This window comes from Silicimonas algicola (genome assembly GCF_003970735.1).
Classification (GTDB): Bacteria; Pseudomonadota; Alphaproteobacteria; order Rhodobacterales; family Rhodobacteraceae; genus Silicimonas; species Silicimonas algicola.
In genome coordinates this window covers 2,889,632-2,902,841 of the sequence record NZ_CP034588.1, presented here as the reverse complement: position 1 = coordinate 2,902,841, position 13,210 = coordinate 2,889,632, and the positions used below count along the sequence as shown (strand labels likewise).

The 13,210-nt window shown below is 65.8% G+C and carries 13 protein-coding genes; 2 read left to right on the top strand and 11 right to left on the bottom strand.

The genetic code is table 11. From position 1 onward, the window contains the following. Positions 1-77 precede the first annotated feature (77 nt). The gene (locus EF888_RS14265; protein WP_164721701.1) at positions 78-782 is read left to right on the top strand and encodes a GntR family transcriptional regulator; all 705 of its coding nucleotides are present in this window, start codon (positions 78-80) and stop codon (positions 780-782) included. Positions 783-786: 4 nt separating this feature from the next. Here EF888_RS14265 and EF888_RS14260 read toward each other — a convergent pair whose 3' ends face one another. The 10 genes from EF888_RS14260 to EF888_RS14215 all read right to left on the bottom strand — a co-directional run bounded on the left by EF888_RS14260 (position 787) and on the right by EF888_RS14215 (position 10,995). Continuing rightward, the gene (locus EF888_RS14260) at positions 787-1,608 is read right to left on the bottom strand and encodes a sugar phosphate isomerase/epimerase family protein (RefSeq protein ID WP_109760779.1); all 822 of its coding nucleotides are present in this window, start codon (positions 1,606-1,608) and stop codon (positions 787-789) included. Beyond that, positions 1,608-2,768: a dihydrodipicolinate synthase family protein gene (locus EF888_RS14255; protein WP_109760780.1), complete on the bottom strand. Its 1,161-nt coding sequence runs from the start codon at positions 2,766-2,768 to the stop codon at positions 1,608-1,610. Before EF888_RS14255 ends, EF888_RS14260 begins: the two co-directional genes overlap by 1 nt. Positions 2,769-2,771: 3 nt before the next feature. Then, a complete protein-coding gene (locus tag EF888_RS14250) occupies positions 2,772-3,923 on the bottom strand; it encodes a Gfo/Idh/MocA family protein (RefSeq protein WP_109760781.1) in 1,152 nt (383 codons plus the stop codon). Between the two features lie 26 nt (positions 3,924-3,949). Next, complete coding sequence (locus EF888_RS14245; protein ID WP_109760782.1) at positions 3,950-5,035, bottom strand: ABC transporter ATP-binding protein; 1,086 nt, start codon at positions 5,033-5,035, stop codon at positions 3,950-3,952. Then, positions 5,028-6,116, bottom strand: coding sequence for a Gfo/Idh/MocA family protein (locus tag EF888_RS14240; protein ID WP_164721700.1), 1,089 nt, complete (start codon positions 6,114-6,116; stop codon positions 5,028-5,030). Before EF888_RS14240 ends, EF888_RS14245 begins: the two co-directional genes overlap by 8 nt. Further along, positions 6,113-7,153, bottom strand: coding sequence for a Gfo/Idh/MocA family protein (locus tag EF888_RS14235; protein WP_109760783.1), 1,041 nt, complete (start codon positions 7,151-7,153; stop codon positions 6,113-6,115). The genes EF888_RS14240 and EF888_RS14235 overlap by 4 nt, the downstream gene beginning before the upstream one ends. A 4-nt stretch (positions 7,154-7,157) precedes the next feature. Next, complete coding sequence (locus EF888_RS14230) at positions 7,158-8,009, bottom strand: carbohydrate ABC transporter permease (protein WP_109760784.1); 852 nt, start codon at positions 8,007-8,009, stop codon at positions 7,158-7,160. After that, positions 8,006-8,959, bottom strand: a complete 954-nt coding sequence (locus tag EF888_RS14225) for a carbohydrate ABC transporter permease (RefSeq protein ID WP_241239677.1) — start codon at positions 8,957-8,959, stop codon at positions 8,006-8,008. Before EF888_RS14225 ends, EF888_RS14230 begins: the two co-directional genes overlap by 4 nt. A gap of 4 nt (positions 8,960-8,963) precedes the next feature. After that, positions 8,964-10,244: an ABC transporter substrate-binding protein gene (locus tag EF888_RS14220; protein WP_164721699.1), complete on the bottom strand. Its 1,281-nt coding sequence runs from the start codon at positions 10,242-10,244 to the stop codon at positions 8,964-8,966. 76 nt (positions 10,245-10,320) lie between these two features. Continuing rightward, positions 10,321-10,995: a TetR/AcrR family transcriptional regulator gene (locus EF888_RS14215; RefSeq protein WP_109760787.1), complete on the bottom strand. Its 675-nt coding sequence runs from the start codon at positions 10,993-10,995 to the stop codon at positions 10,321-10,323. Positions 10,996-11,062: 67 nt separating this feature from the next. On the opposite strand from EF888_RS14215, the gene EF888_RS14210 reads away from it, so the two are divergent. Beyond that, positions 11,063-12,295: a Gfo/Idh/MocA family protein gene (locus EF888_RS14210; protein WP_109760788.1), complete on the top strand. Its 1,233-nt coding sequence runs from the start codon at positions 11,063-11,065 to the stop codon at positions 12,293-12,295. Between the two features lie 149 nt (positions 12,296-12,444). Here EF888_RS14210 and EF888_RS14205 read toward each other — a convergent pair whose 3' ends face one another. Then, entirely contained in the window at positions 12,445-13,203 is a 759-nt protein-coding gene (locus tag EF888_RS14205) for an SDR family NAD(P)-dependent oxidoreductase (RefSeq protein ID WP_109760789.1), read from the bottom strand. Positions 13,204-13,210: the final 7 nt, after the last annotated feature.

Sequence of the window (13,210 nt, the reverse complement as noted above, 5' to 3'; positions counted from 1 at the left end):
ACGCGACTGATCGAACTAATATATCAGCCACGGGACCGGCACAACCGATCGGTTTCACTCTGGCGGAGAGTTGCGGGATGGGCGGAACGCTGGATTTCGGGGGTGCGGGGACCGCGCGCAGCAGCGCCGCGGGCGAACGCGTCTACGACGCCCTCCGCTCCGAGATCCTAGACCTTGCCCTGCCGCCCGACGCGACCCTGTCGCGCGCCGAGCTTGCCGCCCGCTTCGGCGTCAGCCAGACGCCGGTGCGCGAAGCGCTCCAGGCGCTCGAGATGGACGGCCTCGTGATGATCTTCCCGCAATCCCGTACGGTCGTGACGCGCATCGATGAAGTCGCCCTCCACGAGACGCATTTCCTGCGCGTGTCGGTCGAATGCGAAGTCGTCCGGCGGCTGGCGCGGATCGAGGGCGGCGAGGCGCCAGCGCGTGCGCGGCGCATCCTTGCAATGCAGAACACGCTGGTCGGCGATACGGGCCAGATGGACATGTTCCAGGATCTCGACCGATCGTTCCACCGCAGCCTTTTCGAGGGTGTCGGCATGGGTCTTGTCCACGCGATGGTCGAACGTCGCCAGGGCGCGCTTGCGCGGTGCCAGAGGCTCGACCTTCCGGCGAAGGGCAAGATGGAGACGATCGTGCGCTTCCACGGCGAAATCCTCGACCGGATCGAGGCGCGCGACCCGGACGGGGCGGCGGGTGCCATGCGCGCGCATCTGTCGGGCTCGGTGGGGCGGGTGGCCGAATTGAAGGCGCAGCACCCGGCCTTCTTCACCCAGACCTGAGATTTCAGCAGGCACGGTGCCGTTCGATGACGGTCTTCAGCACCTCGTCGATGTCGCGCGTCCACCAGTCCTGCGCCGAGAAGATCTCGCATTCGTGGAAACCGTCGTAGCCCTGTGCCTCGACCCAGCCGCGCACCTGCGCGATGTCGATGACGCCGTCCCCCATCATCCCCCGGTCGAGAAGGAGGTCCTTCGTCACGCGCAGCCAGTCGCAGATGTGGAAGGCGTGCAGCCGCGCCTTGCCCGCCCGCGCGATCTGGCGTTCCAGGTCCGGATCCCACCAGACGTGGTAGACGTCGCAGGCCACGCCGACCTCGCCACCGATCTCGTCGCAGATGTCGAGAGCCTGCGCCATGGTGTTCACCACCGCCCGATCGGCGCAGTACATCGGGTGCAGCGGCTCGATGGCGAGCTTCACCCCAAGGGGCGTGGCGTAGTCCTGCAAGGCAGCGATCCCGTCCCGGACCTGCGAGCGCGCCCCGGCGAGGTCCTTCGATCCCTCAGGCAGGCCACCCACCACCAGCACCAGACAATCGGCGTTCAGCTCCGCCGCCTCGTCGGCGGCGCGGCGGTTGTCGTCGAGGTTGCTCTCGAAACCGCCCCTGTCATTGGCGGGAAACATTCCACCCCGGCACAGGCCCGACACCTTCAGCCCAAGGTCGCGGATACGCCGCGCCGTCTCGGCCAGCCCCAGCTCAGCGATCTGGTCGCGCCAGGGCGAGACGGCGGGGATGCCGTGCCGCGCGACTGCGGCCAGGATCTCGTCCAGCCTGTAGCGGCCCCTGACGGTGGCCGTGTTGATCGACAACTGCGATATGTCCGGCATCAGTCGACGCCCCGCACCGCCATAAGAGTGGCCATCCGGGCGGCCGCCCGGTCAGGGTCGGAGAGAAGTCCGGCACGGTCAGCGAGCCGGAACAACTCGGCCAGGTGCAGGGTCGAGCGCGTGGATTCCTGCCCCCCGATCATCGTGAAATGCGACTGGTGGCCATTGAGCCAGGCCAGGAACACGACGCCCGTCTTGTAGAACCGCGTGGGCGCCTTGAAGATGTGCCGCGACAGAGGGACGGTCGGCGCGAGGATAGCATCGAACCGGGCCGTGTCCCCGGCCGCAAGGTGCTTCATCGCAGCCGACGCGGCAGGGGCGATGGCGTCGAAAATGCCCAGAAGCGCGTCCGAATGGCCGTGCTCGTCGCCCTCGATCAGCTCGGCGTAGTTGAAGTCGTCGCCGGTATACATGCGGATGCCCTGCGGCAGGCGGCGGCGCATGTCGATTTCGGCTTGTTTGGACAAAAGGCTGATCTTGATTCCATCAATCTTGTCCGCGTTCTGCGTAAGGATGCTGAGGCACGTATCCATCGCTGTCGGCACGTCGTCCGAGCCCCAGTAACCCGCGAGGGCGGGATCGAACATGTCGCCGAGCCAGTGAATGATTACCGGCTCCGAGGCCTGGGAGAGAACCTCGCCGTAGACACGGGCATAGTCGTCCGCGGCCCCGGCGCCTGCGGCAAGAGCGCGCGACGCCATGAGGATCACGCGACCGCCCGCACCCTCGACTGCCTCGAGCTGTTCCAGATACGCGTCGCGTATCTGGTCGAGCGTCAGGTCGGGGGACGGGGCGACATGATCGGTGCCGACGCCGGAAAAGACGACGGCACCAGGAACGGTTTTTGCTTCGGCGACCGAGCGCTCGATCAACTCCAGCGCTTCCGCCCAGCCAAGGCCCATGCCGCGCTGCGCGGTGTCCATCGCCTCGGCGACGGCCATGCCATGACTCCAGAGATGGTGGCGGAAGGCAAGCGTCGCCTCCCAGTCGATAGCGGGAGACAGCCAGGGGTCGTTGTCGGCGAAGGGGTCGGCCACCACATGCGCGGCGGCGAAGGCGATGCGTGTGAGCGGCACGTCGGGTGCCGCGTCGAAGTCGCCGGGGGCGCCGGTTTCGTAGACGTCCGTTCCCGATCCCTTTGGAAGAGTGACGCGGGCCATGGCTCAACCCTCCAGCGGGGGCACGTCGAGCCAACGCCGTTCGGCCCAGCTTTTCAGGCCCAGTTCGGCCAGTTGGACCCCTCGCGCCCCGGCCATCAGGTCGTAGGTCCAGGGCGTGTCCTCGACGAGATGGCGCAGGAACATCTCCCACTGGACGCGGAACCCGTTCGGATAGTCCTGGACGTCCGGCACCTCCTCCCACTGGGCGTGGAAGTCGTGCGGGTTCGGCTCGTCCGGGTTCCACACGGGCTTCGGCGTGTTCACCCGGTGCTGGGTCTTGCATCCCGTCAGCCCCGCCACCGCCGAACCGTGCGTGCCGTCGACGTGGAAGGTGACGAGGTCGTCGCGCTGCACGCGGGTACACCAGGACGAGTTGATCTGCGCAATGATCCCGCCGTCCAGTTCGAAGGTCGCATAGGCCGCGTCGTCGGCGTCCGCGTCATAGCGCTGGCCAGCCTCGTCCCACCTCTCGGGAATGTGCGTCGCGCCGAGGCAGGAGACGGCCTTCACCTCGCCGAAGATGTTGTCGAGGACATAGCGCCAGTGGCAGAGCATATCGAGGATGATGCCGCCGCCGTCGCCCTTGCGGTAATTCCACGAGGGCCGCTGCGCCGCACGCCAGTCGCCTTCGAAGACCCAATAGCCGAACTCGCCCCGGACCGAGAGGATGCGGCCGAAGAACCCGCTGTCGATCAGCGCCTTCAGCTTGACGAGGCCCGGAAGGAAGAGCTTGTCCTGCACGACGCCGTTCTTGATGCCCTTCTCGCGGGCGAGCCGCGCAATGGCGAGGGCGTCGTCGAGATTGTCGGCGGTCGGCTTTTCGCAATAGACCGCCTTGCCCGCGTTGATCGCCTTCGCCAGCAGCGCGCACCGCATCTGCGTCGTGCCCGCGTCGAAGAACAACTCGTCGTTCGGATCGGCGAGGCAGGCGTCGAGGTCGCCGGACCAGCGGGACAGCCCCTCGGCCTTGGCCATCGCCTCGATCTTCCGGGCAGCGCGTCCCACGATGATCGGGTCCGGCATCAGCCTGTCGCCGTTGGACAGCTTCACGCCGCCATCCGCCATGATCGCCTTGACCGACCGGACGAGGTGCTGGTTATAGCCCATCCGTCCCGTGACGCCGTGCATGATGATGCCGATACGCTTCTCAGCCATGATCCATTCCTGTTCTTGCCGACGCCTCAGGTGCGCCGGATGACCTTCTCGTCGCTACCGAAGATGTGGAACTTGCCGTCCTCGAAGGCGAGGTGCAGGCGGTCGCCCGGCCTGACGCGGGCTTGCCCCTTGATCTCGACCGTCGCGCTCTGCCCGTCGGGCAAGGTGACGTAGACATAGGTCTCGCCGCCGAGCTGCTCGGCGATGGTGACCTCGCCAATGAGCACGGCGTCGGTCTCGGGCACCGGCACAAGGTCCTCGGGCCGCACGCCGATGGTCACGGCCTCGCCCGCCTTCGGCGGAGCCGAGAACTCGGTCGTCAGACGTTGGCCGCCGGCCAGCAGGATCTCGCCCCGGTGGCCCTCGACACGGTCGACCGTGCCGGGCAGGAAATTCATCCGGGGGCTGCCAAGGAAGCCCGCGACGAAGATGTTGTCGGGCTTATTGTAGAGTTCGAGAGGGGAGCCGACCTGCTCGACCCGTCCGGCGCGCAGGACGACGATGCGGTCGGCCAGCGTCATCGCTTCGACCTGGTCATGGGTGACGAAGACCATGGTCGAGCCGAGGCGGCGGTGCAGCCGGTTGATCTCGACCCGCATCTGCATACGCAACTCGGCATCGAGGTTTGACAGCGGCTCGTCGAAGAGAAAGATGCGCGGCTCGCGGACAATGGCGCGTCCGATGGCGACGCGCTGGCGCTGCCCGCCGGACAACTGGCCGGGCTTTCGGTCCAGAAGCTCGTTGATCTGGAGGATGTCGGCGGCCTGCTTGACCTGCCTTTCGATCTCCGGCTTCGGCACCTTCATGGTCTCGAGCCCGAACGCCAGGTTCTTCCGCACGCTCATGTGGGGGTAGAGCGCGTAGGACTGGAAGACCATCGCCAGCTCGCGCCTGGCGGCCGGCATGTCGTTCACGACCTGCCCGTCGATCATCACATCGCCGCCCGAGATCTCTTCCAGCCCGGCGATCATGCGCAGAAGCGTGGACTTGCCGCAGCCCGACGGGCCGACGAAGACGATGAACTCGCCGTGGTCTATCTTGAGGTCGATGCCGTGGATGACGCGCAGGTTGCCGAAATCCTTGACCACCTGGCGGAGTTCGAGATCAGCCATGGGGCGCGTCCTTCTTCATCGTTTCGACCCAGCCGCCGTAGAAGGGGTGGTCGTCGGACAGGGGCAGGGCGACCGTCTCTCCGGTCCGCGCCGACCAGTAGGCGGCCGTGAGAAGCTCGATCGAGCGGCGCGAGTCCGCGAGCGTGACGGGAAGGTCGGTGCCGGTCGAGAAGGCCTCGTGCATCCGGACGAACTGGCCCGGGAAACGCTCCGGCAAGGGCTCGAAGTCCGCCAGCGCCTCCTGCGTGGCCCGCGCGCGCTCGGCGTCGTCGTCGGGAAAGGTCCAGGGTTCGTGGCCGGGGTTGTAGGGGTCGAGGCCACTCTCGGCCACGAGGTCGCGGAACACGAACCGCAGGCGCGAGGTCTGCTGGCGCGAGGCCAGCGTGACGTTGGACGAGGCCATGGCGCCCGACGAGAAGACGAGCGACAGGATGCCTTGATCCTCGGTCTCGTTGCCGTTGACCTGCCGAGTGGTGCGGGCGTGGACCGAAACGGGCTCGCCCAGGACCTCGCAGAGGATGTCGTGGATGTGGATGGCGTGGGTCGTGAAGCAGCCGCCGAGTTCGCCGTCCCAGGTTCCGCGCCATGCCGCCCGATTGTAATACACCTCGTCGCGGAACCAGTGCGTCTCGGCGGTGGCCATCAGGGGCTGGCCGGCGCGACCCTTGGCGATCAGGTGCTTGAGCTTGGCGAGCCCGTGGCCAAAGCGGTATTGGAAGATCGGGCAGATGCGCTTGCCGCTCGCCCGCTCGGCCTCGGACAGCAGGTCCAGTTCGGCCAGCGACTGCGCGACGGGCTTTTCGGCGACCACGTCGAAGCCTGCCTCGAGCGCCGCCTTGGTCTGGGCGAAGTGGAGGCCCGAGGGCGTACATATGTCGACGATGTCGAGATCGAGGTCGAAGAGAGCGTCGAGGCTGTCGACCTGTCGCGGGATGCGCTCGTTCTCTGCCAGTTCGGCGCGTCGCGCGGGGTCGATGTCGCAGAGCGCCGCGATCTCGTAGAGATCGGGCAGGGCGTTGTAGGCCATCGCGTGACTGGCGCCGATGCCGGAACCCACGATGCCGACCTTCAGTCGTCTCATGTCCTGACCTCCGGCCGTTCGCCGCCGTCTAGCCCCGTGGCCATCTCGTGCGCTTGAAGGGCCAGGTCCATCGCGAGGAAACACCGCGCCTGCGGCATCGCCGTCTCGGTCCGGTTCAACACGTCGTCGCGCAGGCGCGGACCAAAGGGCAGGGGCGTGTCCGTGCAGTCGATGTGCCGCGTGCCTTTGCCGTCGGTCAGGAAAAGGTGGTCTCCGCCGGGTCGGCCCTCGGTGTCCATGTACTTCCTCAGTTCGATGGTGCCTTCGGTGCCGATGATGAAGAGCCGTCCATCGCCCCAGACAGGCGAGCCCTCCGGTGTAAACCAGTCGACGCGGTGGAAACCCGTCGCGCCACCGCCTGTGACCACGGCGTGGCCATAGTCCAGGAAAGCGGGACGGTCCGGGTGGTCGACGCTCGCCTCGACCGAATGGAGGACGCGCGCCTCGGTGGCGCGGGTCAGCGCCAGGAACTGCTCGAACTGGTGCGACGCGATGTCGGTCAGGATCGCGCCGTTCCGCTCAGGCTCCCAGAACCAGTCCGGACGCTCCGCCGGATCAAGAATCCGGTGCGGTCCAAAGCCCGCGACATGGATCACGCGCCCTACCGCGCCGCTGGCGACCATCTCGACGGCGCGGACCGTGGACTTCTGCCGGTGATGCTCGGAATAGAGCACGGACCAGATGCGCCCGGTCTCGGCCTGTACGCGCTTCAACTCGTCGAGTTGCGCGCGCGTGGTGCAGCCGGGCTTGTCGACCATCACGTCCTTGCCCGCGCGCATCGCACGGATCGCCATGTCCGCGCGGGTCGAGGGGATGCCCGCACCCACCACCAGCCGCACCGACGGATCGGACAGGATCGCCTCGTCCTCCGTCACCCGCCGGGCCTGCGGATAGCGGGCGGCGAAATCGCGGGCGAGGTCGTCCTCGGGCGCATGAAACGCCGTCAGCCGGCAGCCCGCGCCGAGCATGGCGTCGACCTGGCCGTGGATATGACCGTGGTTGATGCCGATGACGGCGAAGTCGAAACCCTCTGTCATTACCTCACCTCTTCAGCGCACCGAGGGCGACGCCCCGGATGATGAGTTTCTGGAACGCGAGGAAGACGATGAAGACGGGCACCAGCGACAGCGTCGACATCGCGAAAAGCGGACCGTAAAGCGACTGCCCGCCGCCGCCGTCGACGAAGGCCCTCAGCGCCAGAGGCACGGTGTAGAGGTTGATGTCGTTCAGGTAGATCAGCGGCCCGAGGAAGTCGTCGTAGGTCCAGATGAACGAGAAGATGGCGGCGGTGGCCAACACCGGCGTCGACAGCGGCAGCATGATCTTCCAGTAGATTCGCCAGGGTCCGCAGCCGTCCATGATCGCCGCTTCGTCGATCTCGCGCGGGATGCCACGGAAGAACTGGACCATCAGGAAGATGAAGAAGGCGTCCACCGCGAGGTACTTCGGCACGATCAGCGGATAGAAGGTGTTCACCCAGCCGAACTTCTGGAATAGCACGTACTGCGGCACGAGCGTGACGTGGTAGGGCAGCATGAGCGTCGCCATCATCAGCGCAAAGAAGATCTTGCGGCCCCTGAACTCGAGCCGCGCGAAGGCGAAGGCGGTCAGCGAACAGGCCATCAGGTTCCCGATGACCGCGAAGATCGAGATCAGGAACGAGTTGGCGTAGAAGGTCGTGAAACTGACGCGAAGCGCGGTCCATCCCTCGCGGTAGTTCGACAGATCGAAGGTGCGCGGCAGGGCGGTCGGGTCCGAGAAGATCACCGCGTCGTCCTTGAAGGACGACATGATCATCCACAGAAGCGGGTAGATCATGCACATGGCGGCGATGAAGAGGATCGAGTGGCGCGCGACCTGGGTGCGCATTCCGGTGGGTTTGTGCCTGCTCATCGGCCCTCGTCCTCGTAATAGACCCAGTACTTCGACGTGGCGAAGGCAATGGCAGTGAAGATGGCGATGATGACGAGCAGAAGCCAGGCCAGCGCGCTCGCATAGCCCATACGGAAGTTGGCGAAGGCCTCCTCGTAGAGGTAGAGCGAATAGAAGAGCGTGGAATCGACCGGCCCGCCCTGTCCGCCAGAGACGATGTAGGCCTGGGTAAAGGCCTTGAAGGCCTCGATGGTCTGGAACACCAGGTTGAAGAAGATCACCGGCGCAAGCAGCGGCAGCGTGATCTTGCGGAACTGACGCCAGCCCGACGCCCCGTCCATCGACGCGGCCTCGTAGAGGTCCTGGGGCACCTGTCGCAGGCCGGCGAGGAAGATGATCATGGGCGAGCCGAACTGCCAGATCGCCAGCACGATCAGCGTCGTCAGCGCATAGTCCGGATGCGCGACCCAGGCCGGGCCCTTCATGCCCGTCAGCAGGAACAGCATCTGGTTGACCAGCCCCTGCGCCCCGAAGATCTGCCGCCACAGGACGGCGATGGCGACGGACGCGCCGAGAAGCGAGGGCAGGTAGAAGGTCGCGCGGTAGAAGGCGACACCTCGCACGGAACGGTCCAGCACCATCGCGAGGAGGAGCGCCACGGTCAGCTTCAGCGGCACGGACCACAGCACGTAGGTGAAGGTCACGCTCAGGGCGTTGCCGAGACGGCGGTCGTGGAAGAAGGCGTATTCATAGTTCTCGAGCCCCGACCAGCGCGGCGAGGTCAGGAGGTCGTAATCGGTAAAGGACAGGTAAAGCGACGCGAGCGTCGGACCGAGCGTCAGCCCGAAAAAGCCGATGAGCCATGGCAGCAGGAACATGTATCCCGCTCCGTTCCTGGCCCAGGCCCGGGCAATCCAGCCCTGGCGGGAGGGCGCGGCGCGCCCTCCCGTGGTGTCGGCGATCGCCGTCAAGGCTTCAGGCCCGTTCCAGCGAGCGGATCGAGTTCTCGTAGAAATCCTTCGCGGCGGCTTCCAGATCGACCTGGCCGAAGGCGACGGACTCCCACGCAGGACGCAGCGCGCGGTCGATCTCGCCAGCGTTGGCGGGCGGCGGGGGCGGCAACGGGCTGACGTGGGTTCCTACGATGTCGAGATAGTTGATGATCTTCTGCTCGGTCTCGGTCAGGCCCGGCGTGATCCTCTCGCGGATCGAAGCGTCGCCAGTCACGCCGCGCTCGATCAGGAGGATGTCGTTTGCGTCGGGATCGGTGATGAAGAAGTTCATCAGCTGCGCCGCCGCCGCCTTGTCGGCCGCCGTCTCGGACATCGAGAGGAACATCGAGGGCTTCATGTACTGCCCGGCGTTCGGACCCGAGTTCGGGATCATCACCATGTCGATCTCGTCCTCGACGAGGTTCTGCATGGCGACAAGCTGGTTCGAGTGCAGGAAGTTGAAGACGCCCTGCTTGGTCGCCATCATCGACTCTTCCATCTTGCCCGAGTCCTGCGCCTGTACGTCGGCGGGCGGGGTCAGGCCCTCGTCCTGCATCATCTTCCAGAACTCGAAGTAGGCGACGAGGTCTTCAAGATCATAGCCGATCTTGCCCTCGGGCGTGTAGAGGTCCTTGCCGGCCGAGCGCACCCAGGTCTGAAGGCGCGGCTCGAGGATGCCCATGTTTTCCGAGAAATACATGCCGTCGGGCAGCTTGTCCTTGATGTCCTTGCCGATCGCCACCCAGTCGTCCGTCGTCCAGGACGTGCTGTCGGGAAGGGTCACGCCCAGGCCATCCAGCACCGTCTTGTTGTAGACGTGGCTCATCGAGTTGGCGCCCATGGAGATGCCGTAGGTCTTTCCGTCGACGACACCCGAGGCGAGCTGGTTCGCGTCGTAGTCGGCAAGCTCCAGCTCGCTCCCGATGAACTCGTCGAGGGCGGCCAACTGGTTCCGGCGCGCGTATTCGAAGATATAGCGGTAATCCATCTGGATCACGTCGGGCAGGCTCTTGCCCGCGGCCTGCGTCGCCAGCTTCTGCCAGTAGTCGCCCCAGGCATATGTCTCGGGCGATACAGTGGACCCGGTCTTGGTCTGGTAGAGGTCGACGACGGCGTTGGTGCGCTTGTCGCGCTCGGGGTTGCCCCACCAGATCAGCCGGACGGCGCCGGCCTGCGCAAAGGCCGCGGTGCCGGAAAGGGCGGTCGCCGACAGTGCTGCGCCCAGGATGCCGCCGAACTGGCGGCGGGAATATGTCGTAGTCATCATTTCCTCCCTTGTGAGGCGACAAAGATCGCCACTGCCGACTTTCGCCGTGCATGGAGCAAAAGTAACTCGATAGTTATTTGTGTGGCAAGACTTTTGGCGCGAGGTAGCTGAGCACGACGTCAATGGCATGGGCGCGGCGTGTTGCCTGACCCGCCTCGCTGGCGAGATCATCTTGAAAAACAACGGACAACGTGTGGATGTTCGAGAAGTAGAAATAGCTGAGACCGGCGATGGTTATGTAAAGCTGAATTGGGTCGACGCCGGTCCGGAAGACGCCTTCGGCCTCTCCCGCCGACAGAACCTCGCGAATCTGTCGGATGATGGGAGAGTGCAACTCGCGCAGGTCAGGCATCTCCTTCACGAAGGCCGCGCGCTGGATGTTCTCGGTCTGAAGCAGGCGGATGAACCAGGGATGTTCGGCGAAGTGATCGAAGGTGAAGCCCACGAGTTTTGCCATCGCTTCGCGCGGGGCGAGGCGGGCCAGGTTCAACTCATGCTCGCCTGCACGGATGTCGCGGTAGGCGTCCAGAAGGACGCGGGCGTAGAGCGCTTCCTTGTTGCCGACGTAGTGGTAAAGCAGGCGCTTGTTCGCCCCGGCGCGCGTGGCGATCCTGTCGACGCGAGCGCCCTCAAGGCCGTGTTCGACGAATTCCTCGCGCGCGGCGAGAAGGATATCCCGTGTCGTGCGCTCGGGATTGCGCTCACGGGGGCGCGGAGGTCTGGCGTCGTCTGGAAGAGCTTGGTCCATGGCTTGACACCCGTAGAAGCTGGCTCATAGTAACCAAACTGTTACTTCTGCGGCAATGGAATTCCAGATGGCAACGAACAAGCGGCGCATCGCGGTTGTGGGCACCGGTCACAGGGGCACGGGGACCTGGGCCGGGGACGCACCAGCCACCTGCGCGGACGAGGTCGAGCTTGTAGGGTTGTCGGACGTCAACGTAGCACGGTTGGCCGTCGCGCAGCGCAGGCTGGGGCCGGGCCTCGTCGCATCGACCGATCTGAGTGAGATGGTGGCGGAGGCGAAGCCCCACACGCTGGTCGTCTGCACCCGCGACGATACCCATGCCGATATCATCGTGAAGGCGCTGGAAGACGGCATGGACGTCGTCACCGAAAAGCCGATGGCCGTCACGGCCGAGCAGGTGCGCCGGATCCTCGACGCCGAAGCGCGGACAGGTCGGCGCGTGGACGTCGCCTTCAACTATCGCTTCGCGCCGACCAGCCGGAAAATCCGCGAGCTTCTCGCGTCGGGGCGCATCGGGCGGATCACGTCGTGCGACTTCCACTGGTATCTCGACACCACCCACGGCGCCGACTACTTCCGCCGCTGGCACGCCTACAAACGGTTCTCCGGCAGCCTCTTCGTTCACAAGGCGACGCACCACTTCGACCTCCTGAACTGGTGGATCGACGCCGATCCGGTACGCGTCTTCGGGCAGGGAAGCCTCGAGAAATACGGAAGGAACGGACCCTTCCGCAGCAGACGCTGCAAGGGGTGCCCGCATGCGGACGAATGCGAATTCTATCTCGACATGTCGACGTCCGACTGGCTGGAAGACCTCTACGAAGGTCCGTCAGCCGAGGACGGCTACTTCCGCGACGCCTGCGTCTATCGCGAGGACATCGACATCTACGACACGATGACGGCGGCGATCCTCTACGACAACGGCGTGCAGGTCAGCTATTCGCTCAACGCCTACATGCCGATCGAGGGGTCTCACCTGGCCTTCAACGGCACCCACGGGCGGATCGAATGCCGCATGTACGAGAAGCAGGCCTTCGACGCGCCGAAGGGCGTCGACGAGATCCTCGTTCTCGGCACGGACCGCTCGGTCGAACGCATCCGGGTGGAGCATGGCCCCGGCGGTCACTTCGGAGGCGACCCGCTGCTGCACAAGGCGCTTTTCACGCCCGAAGTCGACGATCCTGCGGGCCAGCGGGCCGGAGCCCGCGCCGGAGCGATGTCCGTGCTGACGGGCGTTGCCGCGACGCAAAGCGCCGAGACGGGGCGGGCCGTGATGATCGCGGACCTGCTGAAGGGCTAGGGCCGAAGCCAGTCGGGCAGGGTGACGCGCACCTTGCGTCCGAAGAGAACGGACAGGACGAAGCGTGTGGGATCGAGTTCTGTCATCGGGCTGCTCTTTTGTTCGTTACGCGATCCCTTACCGGATTCGCGCAACGGATCCATGACGTCTCAGAGCATCCCGGCGTCGATCACGTAGGATTGCTTCGTGATCATCCGCGAGTCGTCCGAGGCGAGGAACAGGACCAGTCGCGCCACGTCGTCGCCGGTCAGGACCTGCTTGATGCGTTGGCGCTGGACCAGCGCCTGAACCGCCTCGTCGGTCTGGTACCACAGTTCGCGCTGCCGCGCCGTGATGACCGCGCCGGGTTCTATGGCGTTGACGCGGATGGCGTCGTCGCCGAAGGCGTCGGCAAGGGAATGGGTCAGGCCGACGATGGCCGCCTTCGCCGCGGAGTAGGACGCCAATTCGCGCATCCCGAGCCGCCAGGCGATGGACGAGAAGTTGACGATGGAGCCGCCGCCCGCGTCCCTCATGCCCTGCCGCACAGCTTGAGCGGCGAAGAAGTGCGGGCGCAGGTTGACGGCCTGAGCGTGGTCCCAGCCCTCGACGGTCACGCCGTCCACGTCCTCGCGCCGGTCGTTGGCCGCGTTGTTCACAAGAACGCGGATGGGGCCGAGCCTGTGGGCGGCTTCTTCTATCGCTGCCCGCAGGGCCGGAATGTCGGTCACGTCGGCGTGGAGATAGAGCGCGCGCCCGCCAAGCTCCTCGGCCAGCGCCCGCCCGGCATCGTCCTGGATGTCCAGAAAGGCGACCCGCGCGTCCTGTGCGTCGAAGGCGCGCACGATATCGGCGCCGATGCCGGAGGCGCCGCCCGTGACGAGAACGGCGCGGCCGCGAAGGGAGGGATAGCTCGCGAAGTCGGTCATGCCGCCG

Bases quoted from the DNA above. Each gene is read 5' to 3' on its own strand.
- EF888_RS14265 (WP_164721701.1), top strand. From the start codon at position 78: ATGGGCGGAACGCTGGATTTCGGGGGTGCGGGGACCGCGCGCAGCAGC.
- EF888_RS14260 (WP_109760779.1), bottom strand. From the start codon at position 1,608: ATGCCGGACATATCGCAGTTGTCGATCAACACGGCCACCGTCAGGGGC.
- EF888_RS14255 (WP_109760780.1), bottom strand. From the start codon at position 2,768: ATGGCCCGCGTCACTCTTCCAAAGGGATCGGGAACGGACGTCTACGAA.
- EF888_RS14250 (WP_109760781.1), bottom strand. From the start codon at position 3,923: ATGGCTGAGAAGCGTATCGGCATCATCATGCACGGCGTCACGGGACGG.
- EF888_RS14245 (WP_109760782.1), bottom strand. From the start codon at position 5,035: ATGGCTGATCTCGAACTCCGCCAGGTGGTCAAGGATTTCGGCAACCTG.
- EF888_RS14240 (WP_164721700.1), bottom strand. From the start codon at position 6,116: ATGAGACGACTGAAGGTCGGCATCGTGGGTTCCGGCATCGGCGCCAGT.
- EF888_RS14235 (WP_109760783.1), bottom strand. From the start codon at position 7,153: ATGACAGAGGGTTTCGACTTCGCCGTCATCGGCATCAACCACGGTCAT.
- EF888_RS14230 (WP_109760784.1), bottom strand. From the start codon at position 8,009: ATGAGCAGGCACAAACCCACCGGAATGCGCACCCAGGTCGCGCGCCAC.
- EF888_RS14220 (WP_164721699.1), bottom strand. From the start codon at position 10,244: ATGACTACGACATATTCCCGCCGCCAGTTCGGCGGCATCCTGGGCGCA.
- EF888_RS14215 (WP_109760787.1), bottom strand. From the start codon at position 10,995: ATGGACCAAGCTCTTCCAGACGACGCCAGACCTCCGCGCCCCCGTGAG.
- EF888_RS14210 (WP_109760788.1), top strand. From the start codon at position 11,063: ATGGCAACGAACAAGCGGCGCATCGCGGTTGTGGGCACCGGTCACAGG.
- EF888_RS14205 (WP_109760789.1), bottom strand. From the start codon at position 13,203: ATGACCGACTTCGCGAGCTATCCCTCCCTTCGCGGCCGCGCCGTTCTC.